16 protein-coding genes and 3 rRNA genes are annotated in these 20,993 nt (G+C 68.5%); 18 read left to right on the top strand and 1 reads right to left on the bottom strand.

The genetic code is table 11. The annotated features are described in order from the left end of the window. Positions 1-9 precede the first annotated feature (9 nt). The 13 genes from argJ (at position 10) to KUV85_RS05545 (ending at position 15,011) form a co-directional block, all read left to right on the top strand. Positions 10-1,161, top strand: a complete 1,152-nt coding sequence (gene argJ / locus KUV85_RS05605) for a bifunctional glutamate N-acetyltransferase/amino-acid acetyltransferase ArgJ (RefSeq protein ID WP_219962231.1) — start codon at positions 10-12, stop codon at positions 1,159-1,161. After that, entirely contained in the window at positions 1,158-2,120 is a 963-nt protein-coding gene (gene argB / locus KUV85_RS05600) for an acetylglutamate kinase (RefSeq protein ID WP_219962230.1), read from the top strand. Before argJ ends, argB begins: the two co-directional genes overlap by 4 nt. Beyond that, the gene (locus KUV85_RS05595; protein ID WP_219962229.1) at positions 2,107-3,324 is read left to right on the top strand and encodes an acetylornithine transaminase; all 1,218 of its coding nucleotides are present in this window, start codon (positions 2,107-2,109) and stop codon (positions 3,322-3,324) included. Before argB ends, KUV85_RS05595 begins: the two co-directional genes overlap by 14 nt. After that, complete coding sequence (gene argF, locus KUV85_RS05590) at positions 3,321-4,253, top strand: ornithine carbamoyltransferase (RefSeq protein WP_219962228.1); 933 nt, start codon at positions 3,321-3,323, stop codon at positions 4,251-4,253. Before KUV85_RS05595 ends, argF begins: the two co-directional genes overlap by 4 nt. Beyond that, complete coding sequence (locus KUV85_RS05585; protein ID WP_219962227.1) at positions 4,250-4,774, top strand: arginine repressor; 525 nt, start codon at positions 4,250-4,252, stop codon at positions 4,772-4,774. The genes argF and KUV85_RS05585 overlap by 4 nt, the downstream gene beginning before the upstream one ends. A 29-nt stretch (positions 4,775-4,803) precedes the next feature. Then, positions 4,804-6,234, top strand: a complete 1,431-nt coding sequence (gene argG / locus KUV85_RS05580) for an argininosuccinate synthase (protein WP_219962226.1) — start codon at positions 4,804-4,806, stop codon at positions 6,232-6,234. A gap of 13 nt (positions 6,235-6,247) precedes the next feature. Next, the gene (locus tag KUV85_RS05575) at positions 6,248-6,721 is read left to right on the top strand and encodes an NUDIX hydrolase (protein WP_219962225.1); all 474 of its coding nucleotides are present in this window, start codon (positions 6,248-6,250) and stop codon (positions 6,719-6,721) included. After that, complete coding sequence (gene argH / locus KUV85_RS05570) at positions 6,718-8,145, top strand: argininosuccinate lyase (RefSeq protein WP_237690208.1); 1,428 nt, start codon at positions 6,718-6,720, stop codon at positions 8,143-8,145. The genes KUV85_RS05575 and argH overlap by 4 nt, the downstream gene beginning before the upstream one ends. Continuing rightward, positions 8,129-8,734, top strand: coding sequence for a DNA-3-methyladenine glycosylase (locus tag KUV85_RS05565; protein ID WP_219962223.1), 606 nt, complete (start codon positions 8,129-8,131; stop codon positions 8,732-8,734). The genes argH and KUV85_RS05565 overlap by 17 nt, the downstream gene beginning before the upstream one ends. Positions 8,735-9,134: 400 nt before the next feature. After that, a 16S ribosomal RNA gene (locus tag KUV85_RS05560) occupies positions 9,135-10,664 on the top strand. A gap of 372 nt (positions 10,665-11,036) precedes the next feature. Then, a 23S ribosomal RNA gene (locus tag KUV85_RS05555) occupies positions 11,037-14,160 on the top strand. A gap of 184 nt (positions 14,161-14,344) precedes the next feature. Next, positions 14,345-14,462: ribosomal RNA gene (rrf, locus tag KUV85_RS05550) — 5S ribosomal RNA — on the top strand. The 16S, 23S and 5S rRNA genes sit together here, the layout of an rRNA operon. Positions 14,463-14,669: 207 nt before the next feature. Beyond that, positions 14,670-15,011, top strand: coding sequence for a single-stranded DNA-binding protein (locus KUV85_RS05545; protein ID WP_219962222.1), 342 nt, complete (start codon positions 14,670-14,672; stop codon positions 15,009-15,011). On the opposite strand, the gene KUV85_RS05540 is transcribed toward KUV85_RS05545, so the two are convergent. Then, a complete protein-coding gene (locus tag KUV85_RS05540; RefSeq protein ID WP_219962221.1) occupies positions 14,971-16,110 on the bottom strand; it encodes a DUF1015 family protein in 1,140 nt (379 codons plus the stop codon). The two genes, KUV85_RS05545 and KUV85_RS05540, sit on opposite strands and share 41 nt — an antisense overlap. Positions 16,111-16,160: 50 nt before the next feature. Between KUV85_RS05540 and KUV85_RS05535 the strand changes: the two genes are divergently transcribed. The 5 genes from KUV85_RS05535 to recN are packed head-to-tail and all read left to right on the top strand — an operon-like array spanning position 16,161 to position 20,960. Beyond that, the gene (locus KUV85_RS05535; RefSeq protein ID WP_219962220.1) at positions 16,161-17,174 is read left to right on the top strand and encodes an HAD-IIA family hydrolase; all 1,014 of its coding nucleotides are present in this window, start codon (positions 16,161-16,163) and stop codon (positions 17,172-17,174) included. 9 nt (positions 17,175-17,183) lie between these two features. After that, a complete protein-coding gene (locus KUV85_RS05530) occupies positions 17,184-17,396 on the top strand; it encodes a hypothetical protein (RefSeq protein ID WP_219962219.1) in 213 nt (70 codons plus the stop codon). Positions 17,397-17,413: 17 nt separating this feature from the next. Then, positions 17,414-18,232: a TlyA family RNA methyltransferase gene (locus KUV85_RS05525; protein ID WP_273544000.1), complete on the top strand. Its 819-nt coding sequence runs from the start codon at positions 17,414-17,416 to the stop codon at positions 18,230-18,232. Further along, positions 18,229-19,197: an NAD kinase gene (locus KUV85_RS05520; protein WP_219962217.1), complete on the top strand. Its 969-nt coding sequence runs from the start codon at positions 18,229-18,231 to the stop codon at positions 19,195-19,197. The genes KUV85_RS05525 and KUV85_RS05520 overlap by 4 nt, the downstream gene beginning before the upstream one ends. Next, the gene (recN, locus tag KUV85_RS05515) at positions 19,194-20,960 is read left to right on the top strand and encodes a DNA repair protein RecN (RefSeq protein ID WP_219962216.1); all 1,767 of its coding nucleotides are present in this window, start codon (positions 19,194-19,196) and stop codon (positions 20,958-20,960) included. The genes KUV85_RS05520 and recN overlap by 4 nt, the downstream gene beginning before the upstream one ends. Positions 20,961-20,993 lie beyond the last annotated feature (33 nt).

The following is a 20,993-nucleotide window of genomic DNA, read 5'->3' as shown; positions in this document are numbered from 1 at the left end:
GAGGAAACCATGAGCATCACCCACCCGAGTGGCTTCCGCGCCGCCGGCGTGCCGATCGGCCTGAAGTCCACCGGCGCGCGTGACCTGGCCCTGGTCGTCAACGACGGCCCCCACCACGACTCCGCGAGCGTCTTCACCGCCAACCGGTGCAAGGCCAACCCCGTGCTGTGGAGCGAGCAGGTCGTGCGCGACGGCACCGTCCGCGCGATCGTGCTGAACTCCGGTGGTGCGAACTGCTACACCGGCGCCGAGGGCTTCCAGACCACGCACGCGGTCGCGGAGCGGGTCGCCGACGTGCTCGACATCGGTGCGCTCGACGTCGTCGTGTGCTCCACCGGCCTGATCGGCCTCCGCAACGACCGGGACACCCTGCTGGCCGGCGTCGACACGGCGTACGCCGCGCTCTCCGGTGACGGCGGCGCCGACGCGTCCCGGGCGATCATGACCACCGACACCGTCGCCAAGCAGGTGCTCGTGGAGCGCGAGGGCTGGTCCGTGGGCGGCATGGCCAAGGGTGCCGGGATGCTCGCGCCGCAGCTGGCGACCATGCTGGTCGTGCTCACCACCGACGCGGTGGTGCCGGCAGCGGACCTGGACCGGGCACTGCGCGCCGCCACCCGGGTCAGCTTCGACCGCCTCGACTCCGACGGGTGCATGTCGACCAACGACACCGTCAGCGTGATGGCCAGCGGCGCCAGTGGCGTGACCCCCGACGTCGCCGACTTCACCGCCGCCCTCACCGAGGCCTGCACCGACCTGGCCCGGCAGCTGCTGGCGGATGCCGAGGGCGCCGACCACGAGATCGCGATCACCACCCGCAACGCGGCCTCCGAGGACGACGCGGTGGAGGTCGGGCGCAGCGTGGCCCGCAGCAACCTGTTCAAGGCCGCGGTGTTCGGCAACGACCCCAACTGGGGCCGGGTCCTGGCGAGCATCGGCACCACGCAGGCCGCCTTCGACCCCGCCGACCTCGACGTGGCCATCAACGACGTGTGGGTCTGCCGCAACTCCGGCAACGGGGAGGACCCCGCGACCATCGACCTGACCCCGCGGCAGGTCACCGTGACCATCGACCTGAAGGCGGGCGACCAGCAGGCCACCGTCTGGACCAACGACCTGACCCACGCCTACGTGCACGAGAACAGCGCCTACAGCTCATGACCGACGACACCGCCCCCACCGAGACCGCACCCGGCAAGCCCGACCCGGCCAAGGCCCGCGTCCTGGCCGGCGCCCTGCCGTGGCTGAAGAAGTACCACGACAAGATCGTGGTGGTGAAGTACGGCGGCAACGCCATGACCGACGACACCCTGAAGCGGGCCTTCGCCGAGGACATCGCCTTCCTGCGCTTCGCCGGGTTCAAGCCGGTCATCGTCCACGGTGGCGGGCCGCAGATCTCCACCATGCTGGAGCGGCTCGGCATCGAGTCCGAGTTCCGCGGCGGCCTGCGGGTGACCACGCCCGAGGCGATGGACGTCGTCCGGATGGTGCTCACCGGCCAGGTGCAGCGCGAGCTGGTCGGGCTGATCAACGAGCACGGCCCCCTCGCGGTGGGACTGTCCGGCGAGGATGCCGGCCTCTTCACCGCCAAGGCCGCCAACACCGTGGTCGACGGCGAGTACGTCGACCTCGGCCTGGTCGGCGAGGTCGACCGGGTCAGCCCCGAGGCGGTGCGCGACATCATCGACGCCGGCCGCATCCCGGTCGTCTCCAGCGTCGCTCCCGACGAGCGGGGCGTGGTGCACAACGTCAACGCCGACGCCGCCGCCGCGTCCCTGGCCGTGGCCCTGGACGCCCACAAGCTGCTGGTCCTCACCGACGTCGAGGGGCTCTTCCTGCAGTGGCCCGACCCCCAGGACGTCATCGGTGAGATCAGCCCGGAGGCGCTGGAGGACATCCTCCCCACCCTCGCCTCGGGGATGATCCCCAAGATGGGGGCCTGCCTCCAGGCCGTCCGCGGGGGCGTGAGCCGCGCGACGGTCGTCGACGGCCGTGAGGAGCACGCCGTCATCCTGGAGCTGTTCACCGACGAGGGCGTCGGCACCCAGGTCGTGCCGGGTGCCGTGACCAAGACCCGCAAGACGCGGGCGTTCGCGGAGGTGCGCGATGACGTGGAGTGACCGCTACGCCGGATCCCTGATGAACGCCTTCGGTCCGCCCAAGCTGGTGCTGGCCCGCGGCGAGGGCGCCCACGTCTGGGACGTCGAGGGACGCGAGTACGTCGACCTGCTCGGTGGCATCGCCGTCAACGCCCTGGGTCACGCCCACCCGCGGCTCGTCGCGGCGGTGAGCGACCAGCTCGCGACGCTGGGGCACATCTCCAACTTCTTCGCGAGTACGCCGCAGATCGAGCTGGCCGAGCAGCTCAACACCCTGCTCAACGCCGGCCTCGCTGCGCACACGCCCGGGCTCGGGCCGATCGAGACCCGCGCGTTCTTCACCAACTCCGGCGGGGAGGCCAACGAGGCCGCCTTCAAGCTGACCCGGCGCACCGGTCGCACGAAGATCGTCGCGACCGAGGGCGCCTTCCACGGCCGCACCATGGGCGCGCTCGCGGTGACGGCCAAGGCCGCCTACCGCGAGCCCTTCGAGCCGTTGCCGGGCGAGGTCGAGTTCGTGCCGTTCGGTGACGCGGCCGCCCTCGCGGGTGCCGTCGACGACGACACCGCCGCGGTCGTGCTGGAGCCGATCCAGGGCGAGGCCGGTGTGATCGTGCCGCCGGCCGACTACCTGCCCGAGGCGCAGCGCATCGCGCACGAGCACGGCGCCCTGTTGTGGCTGGACGAGATCCAGACGGGGGTCGGTCGGACCGGCTCCTGGTTCGCCCACCAGCACCCGGACCTGGTCGCAGGGCCGGTGGTCCCCGACGTGGTGACCCTGGCCAAGGGGCTCGGTGGTGGTTTCCCCATCGGCGTGTGCCTGGCGACCGGGGGAGCGGGCAAGCTGTTCGACCCCGGCAACCACGGCACCACCTTCGGCGGAAATCCACCGGCCGCGGCCGCGGGCCTCGCGGTCCTGGAGGTGCTGGAGGAGGAGGCGCTGCTGCCCCATGCCGCCCGCATGGGCGAACGCCTGCGGGAGGGGCTGGCCGCCGACCCGCGCGTCGGCGAGGTCCGCGGCGCCGGACTCCTGATCGGCCTCGACCTCGTCGGGCCACAGGCGCCGGACGTGGTCGCCGCGGCGCAGGGTGCCGGCTTCCTCGTGAACGCGCCCGCCCCGCACCGGCTGCGGCTCGCACCGCCGCTGGTGCTCACCGAGGCCGACGTCACCGCCTTCCTCGATGCCTGGCCCGGCATCCTCGACACCGCAGGAGTGGCTCGATGAGACATTTTCTCCGCGACGACGACCTGTCGCCCGAGGAGCAGGCCGAGGTCCTGGCCCTCGCCGCCCGGATGAAGGCCGCCCCCCACGACCACGTCCCGCTCTCGGGCCCGCAGACGGTCGCGATGATCTTCGACAAGCCGACCCTGCGGACCCAGGCGTCCTTCGCCGCGGGCATCGCCGAGCTCGGCGGCCACCCGATGCTGGTCGACGGGACGCTCGCCGGCATCGGTGAGCGCGAGTCGGTGGCCGATGTCGCACGGGTGCTGGGCCGGCAGGCCAGCCAGATCGTGTGGCGCACCTACGAGCAGGCACGGCTGGCCGAGATGGCGGCGTACGCCGGCGTCCCGGTGGTCAACGCGCTCACCGACGACTTCCACCCCTGCCAGCTGCTCGCCGACCTGCTGACGATCCGTGAGCACAAGGCGACCCTCGCCGGCCTGACGGTCGCCTTCCTCGGCGACGGGGCCTGCAACATGGGCAACTCCTGGCTGGTGGCGGGTGCGATGGCCGGCATGCACGTCCGCATCAGCGCGCCCGAGGGCTACCGGCCGGCCGAGTCGATGTTCGACCGCGCCTACGAGATCGGCCGCGGCACCGGCGGGACCGGACGCAGCGTGCCCGACCCGATCGAGGCGGTGATCGGCGCCGACGTCGTCGTCACCGACACCTGGATCTCGATGGGCAAGGAGGCCGAGGCCGCGCAGCGTCTCGAGACCTTCGGGCCGTACGCCGTGACCGAGGAGCTGCTCGCCAACGCCCGCCACGACGCGGTCGTCCTGCACTGCCTGCCCGCCTACCGGGGCACCGAGATCTCCGCCGAGGTCCTCGACGGTCCGCGGAGCCTGGTCTGGGACGAGGCGGAGAACCGTCGCCACGTGCAGAAGGCCGTCATGGCGTGGCTGCACGAACGGCGTGGGAGCCGGCCGTGAGCGAGAGCGCCCTCACCCCGCTGACCAAGAGCGCACGGCAGCAGCTGATCGCCGACCTGCTGGCGGCCCGTGAGGTGCACTCCCAGGGCGAGCTCGCCGAGCTGCTCGGCGGGCGCGGCGTCCACGTGACCCAGGCGACGCTGAGTCGCGACCTGGTCGACCTGGACGCGGTGAAGGTGCGTGTCGCCTCCGGCCAGTTGGCGTACGCCGTCCCGGCGGAGGGCGGCAACCGGGTGCTGGTGGCGGGGGAGAGCGCCGCCGCCTCCCAGCGGCTGTCCCGCATCTGCGCCGAGCTCCTCGTCAGCGCCGAGAGCAGCGCCAACCTGACCGTGCTGCGCACCCCGCCCGGTGCCGCGCAGTACCTCGCCAGTGCCGTGGACCGCGCGGAGATGCGCGACGTCCTCGGCACCATTGCCGGCGACGACACCATCGTCGTCATCAGCCGGGATCCCGACGGGGGAGACGAGCTCGCCCGACGACTGACCGCGCTGGCCGACGGCCAGCCCCATGACGTGTCCTGACCACCCGAGAAGAAGGAAGAGATCCCACCGTGAGCAAGGTCCTCACCAGCCTGCCCGAGGGAGAGCGCGTCGGCATCGCGTTCTCCGGCGGACTCGACACCTCCGTGGCCGTCGCCTGGATGCGCGACCGCGGCGCCGTGCCGTGCACCTACACCGCTGACATCGGCCAGTACGACGAGTCCGACATCGCCGGCGTGCCCGACCGGGCGCGCGAGTACGGCGCGGAGATCGCCCGTGCGCTCGACATCCGCCGCGAGCTGGTGGAGGAGGGGTTCGCCGCGATCGCGTGCGGCGCCTTCCACATCCGGTCCGGCGGACGGGCCTACTTCAACACCACCCCGCTGGGGCGTGCCGTCACCGGCACCATGCTGGTCCGCGCGATGGCCGAGGACGACGTCAACATCTGGGGTGACGGGTCGACCTTCAAGGGCAACGACATCGAGCGGTTCTACCGCTACGGGCTGATGGCCAACCCCGAGCTGCGGATCTACAAGCCCTGGCTCGACGCCGAGTTCGTCGGGGAGCTGGGCGGCCGCACGGAGATGAGCCAGTGGCTCGCCGCACGCGACCTGCCCTACCGCGACAGCGAGGAGAAGGCTTACTCCACCGACGCCAACATCTGGGGCGCCACGCACGAGGCCAAGAGCCTCGAGCACCTCGACGTCTCGCTCGAGACCGTCGAGCCCATCATGGGCGTGAAGTTCTGGGACCCGGCGGTCGACATCGCCAGCGAGGACGTCGTGGTCGGGTTCGAGGCCGGACGCCCCGTCAGCATCAACGGCCAGCGCTTCGACGACCCGGTCGCCCTGGTGCTCGAGGCCAACACCATCGGTGGCCGCCACGGACTGGGGATGTCGGACCAGATCGAGAACCGGATCATCGAGGCCAAGTCGCGCGGCATCTACGAGGCGCCGGGCATGGCGCTGCTGTGGACGGCGTACGAGCGGCTGCTCAACGCGGTCCACAACGAGGACACCATCGCCAGCTACCACAGCGAGGGACGGCGCCTGGGTCGCCTGATGTACGAGGGGCGGTGGCTGGACCCGCAGGCCCTGATGATCCGCGAGTCGATCCAGCGCTGGGTCGCCTCCCTCGTCACCGGCGAGGTCACCCTGCGGCTGCGTCGCGGCGAGGACTACACGATCCTCGACACCCGCGGCGAGCACTTCTCCTACCACCCCGAGAAGCTCTCGATGGAGCGCGTCGAGCACGCGGCGTTCGGGCCGACCGACCGCATCGGCCAGCTCACCATGCGCAACCTCGACATCGCCGACTCACGCGACAAGCTCGAGCTCTACGCTGGCCAGCCGCTGGACCAGGGGCAGCTCATCGTCGAGAACGGCACGCTGTTCGGCGACCTGCCCGCCGGAGGCGCCGACCGCATCACCACCAACCCGTCGGTGACGGGCGAGGAGGAGTCGGTGCTCGACGAGGCCGCCATGGAGTCGGGCAACGACTGATGGACGCCCCGGCATGACACGCATCCGCCGCACCGCCGGACGCGCCCTCCCGGTGGGTCCCGACGGGAGGGTCCTCCTGCTGCAGGCGCAGGACCCCGCCCGTCCCGGCGACCTCCACTGGGTGTCGGTCGGCGGTGCGGTGGAGCCGGGCGAGACGCCGCGCGCCGCCGCGGTGCGCGAGATGCGCGAGGAGACCGGGATCGCCGTCGACGAGCACGACCTGGCCGGACCCGTCCACCGCGGCGAGTACCCGTTCTCCTGGGCCGGCCGGCACTACCTGAGCGACAACCACTTCTACGCCGTGGCGATGTCCTCCGACGTCGAGATCGACTTCTCGGGGCTCGAGCCCGGAGAGGTGGGGAACCTCCTGCAGGTCGACTGGTGGCACCCGCACGACCTCGCGGCCACCGGCACGGCCGCCCACCCGGACCTGCCTGACATCATGACCACGGCGATCGACGCGGTGACGAAGGGGAGTTGGACGTGAGCAACGGCACGAATGCCGGCAAGCTGTGGGGAGGCCGGTTCGCAGGGGGACCGTCCCCCGAGCTGGAGGCGCTGTCGGTCTCGACGCACTTCGACTGGCGGCTCACCCCCTACGACCTCGCCGGGTCGCGCGCGCACGCCAATGCGCTCCACCGTGCCGGCCTACTCACCGAGGCCGACCATGCCGAGCTGCTCCGCGGACTGCGCGTGCTGGGGGAGCGGTTCGAGGCGGGCACGCTCGCGCCCGACCCCAGCGACGAGGACGTGCACGGTGCGCTCGAACGCCTCCTGCTCGAGGAGGTCGGGCCGGACGTCGGCGGCCGGCTGCGTGCCGGTCGCAGCCGCAACGACCAGATCGCGACCCTGCTGCGGATGTTCCTGCGTGAGCACGGCCGCACCCTGCGCCACCTCGTGCTCGACCTCGTCGGTTCGCTGGCCGACCAGGCCGCCGACCACCTCGGTGAGAAGCCGGCGGTGATGCCGGGTCGCACGCACCTGCAGCACGCCCAGCCGGTCCTGCTGTCCCACCACCTGCTCGCCCACGCCTGGCCGCTGCTGCGCGACGTCGACCGGCTCGCGGACTGGGACGCCCGCGTGGCGGCGGACTCGCCGTACGGCGCGGGCGCGCTGGCCGGTCAGACGCTCGGCCTGGATCCCACGGCGGTGGCGTCGGAGCTGGGCTTCACCGGCTCCAGCGCGAACTCCATCGACGGCACCGCAGCCCGTGACTTCGTCGCCGAGTTCAGCTTCGTGTGCGCCCAGGTCGGCGTGGACCTGAGCCGGCTCGCCGAGGAGGTCATCGTGTGGACCACCAAGGAGTTCGGCTTCGCCACGCTGCACGACGCCTGGTCCACGGGGTCGAGCATCATGCCGCAGAAGAAGAACCCCGACATCCCCGAGCTGGCCCGCGGCAAGACCGGCCGCCTCATCGGCAACCTCACCGGCCTGCTCGCCACGCTCAAGGCGCTGCCGCTCGCCTACAACCGGGACCTGCAGGAGGACAAGGAGCCGGTCTTCGACTCCGTGGACACCCTCGAGGTGCTGCTGCCCGCGGTGACCGGCATGGTCGCGACCCTGACCTTCGACACCGACCGGATGGCGGAGCTGGCACCGCAGGGGTTCTCGCTCGCGACCGACGTCGCGGAGTGGCTGGTGCGCCAGGGGGTCCCGTTCCGCATCGCGCACGAGGTCGCGGGTGCGTGCGTCCGGCGGTGCGAGGAGCTCGGCATCGAGCTCGACGAACTCACCGACGAGCAGTTCGCCGCCATCTCGCCCGAGCTCACCCCGGCGGTGCGCGAGGTCCTGGTGGTGCCCGGATCGGTCGCCTCGCGTGACGGGCGCGGCGGCACGGCGCCCTCCCGCGTCCGCGAACAGCTCGCGGAGGTCCACGCCGCGGTCGAGCGGGGTCGTGCCCGGCTCGCCTGACCCCACCGACCTCGCTGCCACGCTGGCCGGACCCGTGGCGGAGGTCGCGCCACGTCTGCTGGGCGGAGTGCTGCGCCACGGTGACGTGGTGGCCCGCGTGGTCGAGGTGGAGGCGTACGCCGGCGCCGACGACCCCGCGTCGCACGCCCATCGCGGCCCGACGCCGCGCAACGGCGTCATGTTCGGGCCGCCGGGTCGGCTGTACTGCTATCTCAGCCACGGGATCCACGTCTGCGCCAACGTGTCCGCGGAGGCCGACGGCGTCCCGGCGGCGGTCCTGCTGCGTGCCGTGACGGTCGTCGAGGGCGACCGGATCGTCCGTGAGCGCCGCGGGTCCCGTGTTGCCGTCCGGGACCTCGCGCGTGGTCCCGGACGACTGACCGAGGCGCTCGGCATCGGGCTGGGCCACGACGGGCAGGACCTCGCTCACGGTCTGCTCACGCTGGCGCCTGCGCCGGCACAGGTCGCCTTCGAGGCCGGTCCTCGCATCGGCGTACGCCGCGCCGCCGACCGGCCGTGGCGCTTCTGGGTGCCGGGCACCCCGGTCTCCTCCTACCGCCGCCATCGGGGGGCCGACCAGGAGTGGTGACCCCCCGGTTTGCGTCCCCGGGGAGGCATGGTGCTAATGTTCTACATGTCGCAGCGAGCGGCCCTCACCGCCCGGTTCCGGGCGGGTTCCGGAGGGTTCAACGCAGCGGCCACCGGCCCATCAGGGTCCGCCACCTCGAGGTTCGCCCCGAGTTGACGTGCCCGGGCGGGATCGGTAAGGTTTCACAGGTTGCCCCGCGGGAGACCGAGAGGTCGAAGCGGGAGCGTGTGATGTTTGAGAACTCAACAGTGTGTCATGCAATAGTGATTTGTTGTTTGTGTGTTTGTTTTGCGCTGGCTGCCCTGTTTGGGGTGGTTGGTGTGATTCGGCAAGTCAATGAATTCTGGCGATTTACGTCTAGGGTTTGTTTGTTTGCTGGGTTTGAGGTTTCTGTAGTTTTTGTACGGAGAGTTTGATCCTGGCTCAGGACGAACGCTGGCGGCGTGCTTAACACATGCAAGTCGAGCGGAAAGGCCTCTTCCTTTGGTTGGGGTACTCGAGCGGCGAACGGGTGAGTAACACGTGAGTAATCTGCCCTCCACTCTGGGATAAGCCTTGGAAACGAGGTCTAATACCGGATATGACCCATCCCTGCATGGGGTGTGGGTGGAAAGCGTTTAGCGGTGGTGGATGTGCTCGCGGCCTATCAGCTTGTTGGTGGGGTAATGGCCTACCAAGGCTTTGACGGGTAGCCGGCCTGAGAGGGTGACCGGTCACACTGGGACTGAGACACGGCCCAGACTCCTACGGGAGGCAGCAGTGGGGAATATTGGACAATGGGCGGAAGCCTGATCCAGCAACGCCGCGTGGGGGATGAAGGCCTTCGGGTTGTAAACCTCTTTCAGTACCGACGAAGCTTTTTGTGACGGTAGGTACAGAAGAAGCACCGGCCAACTACGTGCCAGCAGCCGCGGTAATACGTAGGGTGCGAGCGTTGTCCGGAATTATTGGGCGTAAAGGGCTCGTAGGCGGTCTGTCGCGTCGGAAGTGTAAACATCTGGCTCAACCGGGTGCTTGCTTTCGATACGGGCAGACTTGAGGCATGCAGGGGAGAATGGAATTCCTGGTGTAGCGGTGAAATGCGCAGATATCAGGAGGAACACCGGTGGCGAAGGCGGTTCTCTGGGCATGTCCTGACGCTGAGGAGCGAAAGTGTGGGGAGCGAACAGGATTAGATACCCTGGTAGTCCACACCGTAAACGTTGGGCGCTAGGTGTGGGGTCCTTTCCACGGATTCCGTGCCGTAGCTAACGCATTAAGCGCCCCGCCTGGGGAGTACGGCCGCAAGGCTAAAACTCAAAGGAATTGACGGGGGCCCGCACAAGCGGCGGAGCATGCGGATTAATTCGATGCAACGCGAAGAACCTTACCTGGGTTTGACATACACCAGAAGCCTGCAGAGATGTGGGTCTCTTTGGACACTGGTGTACAGGTGGTGCATGGCTGTCGTCAGCTCGTGTCGTGAGATGTTGGGTTAAGTCCCGCAACGAGCGCAACCCTCGTTCCATGTTGCCAGCATTTGGTTGGGGACTCATGGGAGACTGCCGGGGTCAACTCGGAGGAAGGTGGGGATGACGTCAAGTCATCATGCCCCTTATGTCCAGGGCTTCACGCATGCTACAATGGCCGGTACAGAGGGCTGCGATCCAGTGATGGTGAGCGAATCCCAAAAAGCCGGTCTCAGTTCGGATTGGGGTCTGCAACTCGACCCCATGAAGTCGGAGTCGCTAGTAATCGCAGATCAGCAACGCTGCGGTGAATACGTTCCCGGGCCTTGTACACACCGCCCGTCACGTCACGAAAGTTGGCAACACCCGAAGCCCACGGCCCAACCCCTTGTGGGGGGGAGTGGTCGAAGGTGGGGCTGGCGATTGGGACGAAGTCGTAACAAGGTAGCCGTACCGGAAGGTGCGGCTGGATCACCTCCTTTCTAAGGAGCACACCCGTGATGGGTCCCTCACAGTGGGGGGCCTGCGTAGTGGGGTGTTCACTAGTGGAAACACGGATGGCTTATTGCTTTGTGTGGCACGCTGTTGGGTGTCTGAGGCATCAGACGCTTGATACCTCTGGCACTCCTGGGTGCTGGGTCTCCTTGGTGGGGGTCCGGGTCTGGGGTGTGCGGGTTGTTTGATTATTGGATAGTGGACGCGAGCAGGCACCTGCTGCTGACCGGTTTGGTTGGTGGTTGGTGTTTGTAGTGTGAATGTTTGTGTCTTTGATTGTTTTGTGTGTCTGAAACCTTTGTGGTCGCAGCGAGTCTGCTGGCATGCGCGTGTTTGTTGTGTGTGTTGGTGGTTTGTTGTGGCAAGTTGGTAAGGGCGCATGGTGGATGCCTTGGCATCGAGAGCCGATGAAGGACGTAGGAGCCTGCGATAAGCCCTGGGGAGTTGGCAACCGAGCGTTGATCCGGGGATGTCCGAATGGGGAAACCCAGCTGGAGTTGTGTCCAGTTACCTGCACCTGAATGAAATAGGGTGTTGGGAGGGAACGCCGGGAAGTGAAACATCTCAGTACCGGTAGGAAGAGAAAACAACAGTGATTCCGTTAGTAGTGGCGAGCGAACGCGGATGAGGCCAAACCGCCTCCGTGTGATACCCGGCAGGGGTTGCGGTGGCGGGGTTGTGGGGCCGTTGGTGGTGCATCTGCCGGTGTGCCGCAGCTGGTGTGTGTGAAGTCGAAGTCCGTTGGAAAGCGGCGCCGTAGACGGTGAGAGCCCGGTAGACGTGAGCAGGCATCGGTTGTTCGACGTGTTCCCAAGTAACATGCCACTCCTGGAATGGTGTGTGAATCTGGCGGGACCACCCGTTAAGCCTAAATACTTCTCGATGACCGATAGCGGACCAGTACCGTGAGGGAAAGGTGAAAAGTACCCCTGGCGGGGAGTGAAATAGTACCTGAAACCATGCGCCTACAATCCGTCAGAGCCTGCCTTGTGTGGGTGATGGCGTGCCTTTTGAAGAATGAGCCTGCGAGTTTGCGTTGTGTGGCGAGGTTAACCCGTGTGGGGAAGCCGTAGCGAAAGCGAGTCCGAACAGGGCGTTCGAGTCGCACGATCAAGACCCGAAGCGGAGTGATCTATCCATGGGCAGGTTGAAGCGTCGGTAAGACGACGTGGAGGACCGAACCCACCTAGGTTGAAAACTGGGGGGATGACCTGTGGATAGGGGTGAAAGGCCAATCAAACTTCGTGATAGCTGGTTCTCCCCGAAATGCATTTAGGTGCAGCGTTGCGTGTTTCTTGCCGGAGGTAGAGCACTGGATAGCCGATGGGCCCGACCAGGTTACTGACGTTAACCAAACTCCGAATGCCGGTAAGCCAGAGCGTGGCAGTGAGACTGCGGGGGATAAGCTTCGTAGTCGAGAGGGAAACAGCCCAGACCATCGGTTAAGGCCCCTAAGAGGCGGCTAAGTGGAAAAGGATGTGGAGTTGCACGGACAACCAGGAGGTTGGCTTGGAAGCAGCCACCCTTGAAAGAGTGCGTAATAGCTCACTGGTCAAGTGACTCCGCGCCGATAATGTAGCGGGGCTCAAGCCGCCCGCCGAAGCCATGGCAGCCACATGCCCGTTTGGGCAACCCGAGCCTTCGTGGTTCAGGGGTGTGGCTGGGTAGGGGAGCGTCGTGCCACGAGTGAAGCAGCCGAGTGATCGAGTTGTGGATGTGGCACGAGTGAGAATGCAGGCATGAGTAGCGAATCACATGTGAGAAACATGTGCGCCGAATGATCAAGGGTTCCAGGGTCAAGCTAATCTTCCCTGGGTAAGTCGGGACCTAAGGCGAGGCCGACAGGCGTAGTCGATGGACAACCAGTTGATATTCTGGTACCGGCTACACGACGCCCATGACGAATCCGGTGATGCTAACCACCCGAACCATGCCTGACCGAGCCCTTCGGGGTGAGGCAGGCGATGGGGAGCGTGGGACCCGAACCGGTAGTAGTCAAGTGATGGGGTGACACAGGAAGGCAGCCCAACCACGCCGATGGTAGAGCGTGGGCAAGCACGTAGCCCGCACCGTCAGGTAAATCCGTCGGTGCACACGGGTGAGATGTGACGCCGACCCCGTAGGGGGGAAGTGGGTGATCCTATGCTGTCGAGAAAAACCTCTAGCGATGTCGTGTGCCGCCCGTACCCCAAACCAACTCAGGTGATCAGGTAGAGAATACCAAGGCGATCGAGACAACCATGGTTAAGGAACTCGGCAAAATGCCCCCGTAACTTCGGGAGAAGGGGGGCCCGATCCGTGAACCCACTTGCTGGGGGTAGCGGTGAGGGCCGCAGAGACCAGGCCCGAGCGACTGTTTACTAAAAACACAGGTCCGTGCGAAGAAGCAATTCGATGTATACGGACTGACTCCTGCCCGGTGCTGGAAGGTTAAGAGGACCCGTCAGCCCCCTCGTGGGGTGAAGCGGAGAATTTAAGCCCCAGTAAACGGCGGTGGTAACTATAACCATCCTAAGGTAGCGAAATTCCTTGTCGGGTAAGTTCCGACCTGCACGAATGGAGTAACGACTCGGGCGCTGTCTCAACCATGGACTCGGCGAAATTGCACTACGAGTAAAGATGCTCGTTACGCGCGGCAGGACGGAAAGACCCCGGGACCTTTACTATAGTTTGGCATTGGTGTTTGGTTCGGTTTGTGTAGGATAGGTGGGAGACTGTGAAGCACACACGCCAGTGTGTGTGGAGTCATCGTTGAAATACCACTCTGGTCGTACTAGACATCTAACCTCGGGCCATTATCTGGTTCAGGGACAGTGCCTGATGGGTAGTTTAACTGGGGCGGTTGCCTCCCAAAGAGTAACGGAGGCGCTCAAAGGTTCCCTCAGCCTGGTTGGCAATCAGGTATCGAGTGTAAGTGCACAAGGGAGCTTGACTGTGAGACAGACATGTCGAGCAGGGACGAAAGTCGGAACTAGTGATCCGGCCACGGCATGTGGAAGCGTGGTCGCTCAACGGATAAAAGGTACCCCGGGGATAACAGGCTGATCTTCCCCAAGAGTCCATATCGACGGGATGGTTTGGCACCTCGATGTCGGCTCGTCGCATCCTGGGGCTGGAGTAGGTCCCAAGGGTTGGGCTGTTCGCCCATTAAAGCGGCACGCGAGCTGGGTTTAGAACGTCGTGAGACAGTTCGGTCCCTATCCGCCGCGCGCGTAGGAAACTTGAGAAAACCTGTCCCTAGTACGAGAGGACCGGGATGGACGAACCTCTGGTATGCCAGTTGTACCGCCAGGTGCACCGCTGGTTAGCTACGTTCGGAAGTGATAACCGCTGAACGCATCTAAGCGGGAAGCACGTTTCAAGATGAGGTTTCCCCCACCCCAGAGGTGGTAAGGCCCCCAACAGACGATTGGGTTGATAGGCCAGAAGTCGACAACCGTGAGGTAGAGCTGACTGGTACTAATAGGCCGAACACTTGCCACACAAACCCCCAACACAACCAACAACCACCCAACGGTTCACGGTCTGTGAAAGCCGGGGAAAGTACACAGCACACGAACCACCACTGCACACGCACCACACCACACACAACCCCCGAACACACCCGGGCCACATGTGTGAACGCGTCCACAATCCAACCCCACCACACACGATGGGGTACAAGAGTTACGGCGGCCACAGCGACAGGGAAACACCCGGACCCCATACCGAACCCGGAAGTTAAGCCTGCCAGCGCCGATGGTACTGCAACCCCACGGTTGTGGGAGAGTAGGACGCCGCCGGACAAACATTGGCGATGGGCCACCAGCATTCGTGCTGGTGGCCCATCGTGCTTTTTCTCGTGGTGCGCCGTTTCCGCTCCACAGGCGTGACCGCTCGGTGCCCTCTCCACAGGATGCGGTCCGCGGCACGGCTCGTTGTCGCCGGTGGTCGCGAGGCTGGGTCTTCCGAACTGAGGAGGTACCCGAATGTCGAACGAGGGTTCGAGCCCGATGAACGAGAACGCCGTACGCCTGGTCGGTCAGGTGTCCGGCGAGTGTGTGGAACGTGAGCTGCCCAGCGGCGACCTGGTCGCGGTGGCGCGCCTGGTGGTCTCACGCGACGAGGTGCGGGTCCGGGAGGACGGCCGTCGCGGCCAGAGCGTCGATGTCGTGGACTGTGCTGCGTGGTCCCCGCGGACACGACGCTCGGTGTCGGGGTGGTGTGCCGGTGACACCGTGTTGGTGGAGGGCGCGCTGCGCCGACGGTTCTTTCGCTCCGGGGGCCGCACGGCCGCCCGGGTGGAGGTGGAGATCAGGCGCTGCCGCGTGGTGCGTCGGGGATCGGGCGGATGAGGACGCCGAGGCTCGGCTTGGGCTGGAACGATGTGGCCTTCTCGGGGAGCAGCCGGTCGTCCGCCGCGATCCGGTGGACGAGCTCGACGGTCGGTGCCGGCATCAGGACGGCGAGCGTTCCCGACGCGCGGGTCGCTTTGAGCGCGTGGTCCACGGTGTGGTGGTAGTTGACCGCCGACGGGCCGTGTGGGAGGGCCGGTACGACCGCGGCGTGGAGCATCTCCACTGCGGCCTGGTCCTCCTCGACGGGGAGAGCGACGCTGGCCCATCGGTCGCCGTCGGTGGCGACGACGTGACGCGAGTCGAGCGCAGCGAGCGCGCCCGTGCGGGGGTGCTCGCCGTAGGGCAGGCCCAACGCCGCGGCCGCGTCACGGAGGTCGTCCAGGGCGGTGCCGGCGAAGGATCGGTGGACCGCTCCCAGGAACAGCGGCGTCTCGACCTGGTCCACCAGCATCGCGAGCCCGGTGTCGAAGCCGGTGCCGGGGTGGCGGCGCTGCAGGCGCAGGTACGCCGCGTAGCGGTGGTGGCCGTCGGCGATGAGTGCCCGGGACGACGCGATCTCGGTGTTGAGCTCCGCGACGAGGTCCGGGTCGGTGACGGCCCAGATCCGGTGGTGCTGCCGCGAGCGATCGGTGAACTCGTGGTCCGGTGCCAGGTCGACGACCTCCGACCGGATCGCACGACCCCGGTCGGTGTCGCGGTGGACGAGCAGGATCGGCGCCGGGTTGATCCGCATGTCCTCCATGCGGTCGGCCAGGTCATCGGCCTGCGCGGGATGGATGCCCTCGTGGGGGAGGACGGCACGATCGGCCGCACGGGTGGCGCGATGGGAGACGTCCAGCGCGCCGACCAGGCCACGCACGGTGATGCCGTTCGCGGAGTACTCGTGGAGGTAGAGCGCTGCGGTGTCGTCGCGGTGCAACCGACCCCGCTCCTGCCACCGCGCTAGGCGGGCCGCGACCCCGCGGTAAGGGCGTGCGAACGCGCGGCCGGTGGAGGGGTCGCCCACACGTTGGGGGCGCAGCCGCATCGCCGCGAACGGTGCGAGTCGGAGGGGACCCGCAACGTGGGGCGGCGTGACGACGGCATGCGGATCCATTGGTCCCATGCTACGGACGAGACGAAGGTCGGGACTGGCACAGTGGTGCCGTGTTCACCACCACCGACGGCCCGCTGGCGGAGCGCTACGACGTCGCCCTCCTCGACCTCGACGGCGTCGTCTACGTGGGCGGTGAGGCCGTGCCCGGTGCGCCCGCCCACCTCGCCGACGCTGCCGGCCACGGGATGCGGTTGTCCTACGTCACCAACAACGCCTCACGACCCCCCGAGCGCGTGGCACGCCACCTCACCGAGCTCGGCGTCGATGCCGGCCCGGCGGACGTCGTCACCTCCGCGCAGGCCGCCGCGCGGGTGCTGCGCGAGCGCGTGGGTGCCTCCGCGCGCGTGGTCGCTCTCGGCGGGGAGGGCCTCGTGGCAGCCCTGGCCGAGGCCGGCCTCGAGCCCGTGGGCGTCGACGACGACGCGGCCGCGGTGGCGACCGGCTACGGCCCGGACGTGCGGTGGCGCGACATCATGCACGTCGCGGTGCGGGTGCGTGACGGCCTGCCCTGGGTCGCGAGCAACACCGACCACACGATCCCGACGGCGTTCGGGGTGGCCCCGGGCCACGGTGTCCTCGTCGACGCCGTGAGCCGTTTCGCCGGCATCGCCCCGACCGTCGCCGGCAAGCCGGCGCCACCGCTGCTGCAGGAGACGATCCGGCGTACGAGCGCTGAGCGCCCCCTGATGATCGGGGACCGGCTCGACACCGACATCGAGGGTGCCCACCGGGTCGGGATCGACTCGCTCCTGGTCCTGACCGGCGTCACCGGGCTCGCCGAGCTCGTCGCAGCCGCCCCGGAGCAGCGACCACACCACCTCGCGCCCGACCTCGCCGGGTTGCTGGAGCGCCACGTCGCACCGGAGCCGACAGGGGACGGGTACGACCTCGCCGGATGGCAGGGACGGGTGCGTGACGGCGTACTCCGCGTGGCGGGGGAGGGCACCACGGCGGACTGGTGGCGCGTCGCGGCCGCCACCGCATGGGACCACCGCGACCGCCACGGCGCACCGCCCGACATCCGCGACCTGGCGGTGCCGAGCGCCACGTCCCGCGCGGGGTAGCCTGCGGACATGACTGACGAGGCTGCCTTCGCCACGCCTGCCGCGACGGCACCGCCCACCACGGGCATCGCGTCGCTGGATGCGGTCCTGGCCGACGTGGCGGCCCTGGCAGACCGCCCGGTGGCCGAGCACCCGGCGACGTTCGAAGCCGCGCAGCGTGAGCTGCGGCGCCCGCTCGACGACCCGCCGGCCGAGCTCGACCAGCCCGATTCCCCCGCCTGACCGTGCCGCCTCGCCGGTTGCGGCTCGACCGTGAGCTCGTACGCCGTGGTCTGGCCGACTCGCGCGAGCGGGCAGCGCGGCTGATCGCCGACGGTCGCGTACGTGCCTCGGGAACGATCGCGACCAAGGCGGCCACACAGGTCACCACCGACGTCCCGATCGTGATCCTCGACGCCGAGAGCGGGCCCGACTACGTCTCCCGAGGCGCGCACAAGCTCCTCGGTGCCCTCGCATCGTTCGGGCCCGCGGGACTGCGCGTCGAGGGCCGACGCTGCCTCGACGCCGGCGCGTCGACCGGCGGGTTCACCGACGTGCTGCTTCGCGCCGGGGCGAGGGAGGTCGTGGCCGTCGACGTCGGCTACGGCCAGCTCCACTGGTCGCTGCGGTCAGACGAGCGAGTACGGGTGCACGACCGGCAGAACATCCGCGCCATCGACGCCGACCTGCTCGGCGGACCGGTCGACCTGGTGGTCGGCGACCTCTCCTTCATCTCCTTGACCCTGGTCCTGGAGGCGCTGCTCGGTGTCACCGCACCGGACGGCGACCTCGCGTTGATGGTCAAGCCCCAGTTCGAGGTCGGCAAGGACCGTGTCGGCAAGGGCGGCGTGGTGCGCGAGCCCGCGTTGTGGGTCGAGTCGGTGCACACCGTGGTCGCGGCAGCGGCCGCACACGGCTGGGGCGTGCAGGCGGTGGCCCCGAGCCCCCTGCCGGGACCGTCGGGCAACGTGGAGTTCTTCGTCTGGCTGCGTCGTGCGCCCGCCACGATGGGCGAGGACGAGGTCGCCGCCGTGGTGCGCCGAGGAGTGACGGACGAGGATGAGAAGGTGACGCCATGACCGAGGCAGCAGCGGAGTCGCCCGACGACGCCGCCCTCCGGCACGTCCTGGTGCTGGCCCACATCGGTCGGCCCGACGCCCGGGACGTGGCACGCACGTTCGTGGAGGCGCTCGCGGGCCACGGGCTGGTGGTGCGGCTGCTCGCCGACGAGGCGGCGGCGCTCGAGATCGACCCGGCCGCGTTCGAGCCGCGCATCGAGCTCACCGAGTCCGAGACGGACGCGAGCCACGGCTGCGAGCTGACGGTGGTCCTCGGCGGCGACGGCAGCATCCTGCGCGCAGCCGAGCTGACCCACGAGAGCCGGACGCCGGTGCTGGGGGTGAACCTAGGCCACGTCGGCTTCCTCGCGGAGGCGGAGTACGAGGACACCGCGGCGACGATCGAGGCGATCGTCGACAAGCGCTACACCACCGAGGAGCGCCTGACCCTCGACGTCCACGCCTACCGCGACGGGGAGCTCGTCTACCAGACCTTCGCGGTCAACGAGGCCAGCGTGGAGAAGGCCGCCCGGGAACGCATGCTGGAGGTCGTCCTCGAGATCGACGACCGTCCGCTCTCGCGCTGGGGGTGTGACGGGGTCGTGTGCGCGACGCCGACCGGCTCCACGGCGTACAACTTCAGCGCCGGTGGTCCCGTCGTCTGGCCCCAGGTCGACGCGATGTGCGTGGTCCCGCTGAGTGCCCACGCCCTCTTCGCCCGCCCGATGGTGGTCGACCCCGGGTCCTTGGTCGCCATCGAGGTGATCGCCGGCTCCGAGGGTGTCGGTGTGCTCTGGTGCGATGGCCGTCGCAGCGTGGACCTGCCGCCGGGCGCCCGGATCGAGGTACGACGGGGCACGACGCCCGTGCGCCTGGTGCGGCTGCACGAGGCACCGTTCACCGACAAGCTCGTGGCGAAGTTCGACCTGTCCGTGGCCGGCTGGCGTGGCTCGGCTGCACGACGACGAGAGGAGGGCCGCACATGATCGAGGAGCTGCGGATCAGCTCGCTGGGCGTCATCGACTCCTCGACGCTCGAGCTGGGTCCCGGCCTCACCGTCATCACCGGTGAGACCGGCGCCGGCAAGACGATGGTCGTCACGGCGCTGGGCCTGTTGCTCGGTGGTCGCGCCGACAGCGGCGCGGTCCGCTCGGGTGCCACCCGTGCGCGGGTCGAGGGCATCGTGCGCGCGGCGGGGCTGCCCGACTTCGCCGATGCGGTGGAGGAGGCCGGCGGCGAGGTCGAGGACGACCACGCCGTGCTCGCCCGCAACATCGCGGCCGAGGGGCGTTCCCGCGCCTACGTCGGTGGCGCGAGCGTCCCCATCGCCACCCTGGCCGGCGTCGCGGCGCCGCTGGTGGCCGTGCACGGCCAGTCCGACCAGCACCGGCTGCTCCAGGCGCAGACGCAGCGCGAGGCGCTCGACCGGTACGCCGGTGCCGAGGCCGCCGACCTGCTCGACCGCTACCGGTCGGTCCACCGCGAGCTCCACGACGTCGAGGCCCACCTCGCGGACCTCGTGGAGAACGCACGGGAGCGTGCCCGGGAGGCCGACCTGCTGCGGTTCGGGGTCGAGGAGATCACCGAGCTCGCACCCCGGGCCGGTGAGGAGGACGAGCTCGCCCGTGACGAGGCCCGGCTGGGCAACGCCGACAACCTGCGCGGTGCCGCCGAGCAGGCCCGCGAGGCCCTCTCCAGCGAGGAGGGCGCCCCGGACGCACTCGCGGCGGTCGCCGCGGCACGGGCCGCCCTGGACGGCGTGCGCGAGCACGACGAGGAGGCGAACGGACTCGCCGACCGGGTGGCCGAGGTCACCTACCTGCTGTCCGACCTCGCGGCCGACGTCGCCTCCTACGCCGCCCGGATCGAGGTCGACCCCCAGCAGCTCGCCACCATCTCCGAGCGCCGCGCGGCCCTGACCGGACTCACCCGCAAGTACGGCGAGACGCTCGCCGACGTGCTGGCCTGGGCCGAGGAATCCTCGGCCAAGCTCCTCGACCTCGACTCGACCGACGACCGCATTGAGGAGCTGCGGACGCGGCGCCGCGCCCTGCGGGAGGACCTCGGCACGGTCGCGGCCGAGCTGAGCGCGGTCCGCACCGCCGCCGCCGAGCGCCTCTCCACGGCGGTGAGCGAGGAACTGACGCTGTTGGCCATGCCGCACGCCCGCGTCAGCGTGGCGGTGGAGCAGACGAGCGTGGACGCTCCCGAGGATCCCGACCGACCACCCGCCGATGCCGTCCGCGTGGGGGAGCGGTGGTGCCGGTTCGGCCGGAGCGGCATCGACGAGGTCGACTTCCGGCTCGCCGCCAACGCCGACAGTGAGCCCCGCCCACTGCACAAGGGCGCCTCCGGCGGTGAGCTCTCCCGCGTGATGCTCGCGGTCGAGGTGTGCCTCGCCGACACCACGCCGGTGCCGACCTTCGTCTTCGACGAGGTCGACAGCGGCGTCGGTGGCGCCGCCGCGGTCGAGATCGGCCGCCGCCTCGCCGCGCTCGCGCGCCACGCGCAGGTGTTGGTCGTCACGCACCTGCCGCAGGTGGCGGCGTACGCCGACCGGCACGTGGTGGTGCTCAAGTCCTCCGACGGGACGGTGACGTCCTCGGGACTGACCACGCTCGACGACAGCGGACGGGAGCGTGAGCTCTCCCGCATGCTCGCCGGCCTGGAGGACTCCGGGACGGCGCTGGCCCACGCCCGCGAGCTGCTCGACGTCGCACGACCCGATCGGGCTGCGGCGCGCCGATGATGCGAGGGGCCGCCGGAGGCCCTAGGGTGGAAT

The sequence above is a fragment of the Nocardioides panacisoli genome, from assembly GCF_019448235.1.
GTDB classification, from domain to species: Bacteria; Actinomycetota; Actinomycetes; order Propionibacteriales; family Nocardioidaceae; genus Nocardioides; species Nocardioides panacisoli_A.
Note: the sequence above shows the minus strand (reverse complement) of the source record. Positions and strands in the feature narration are given on the sequence as shown.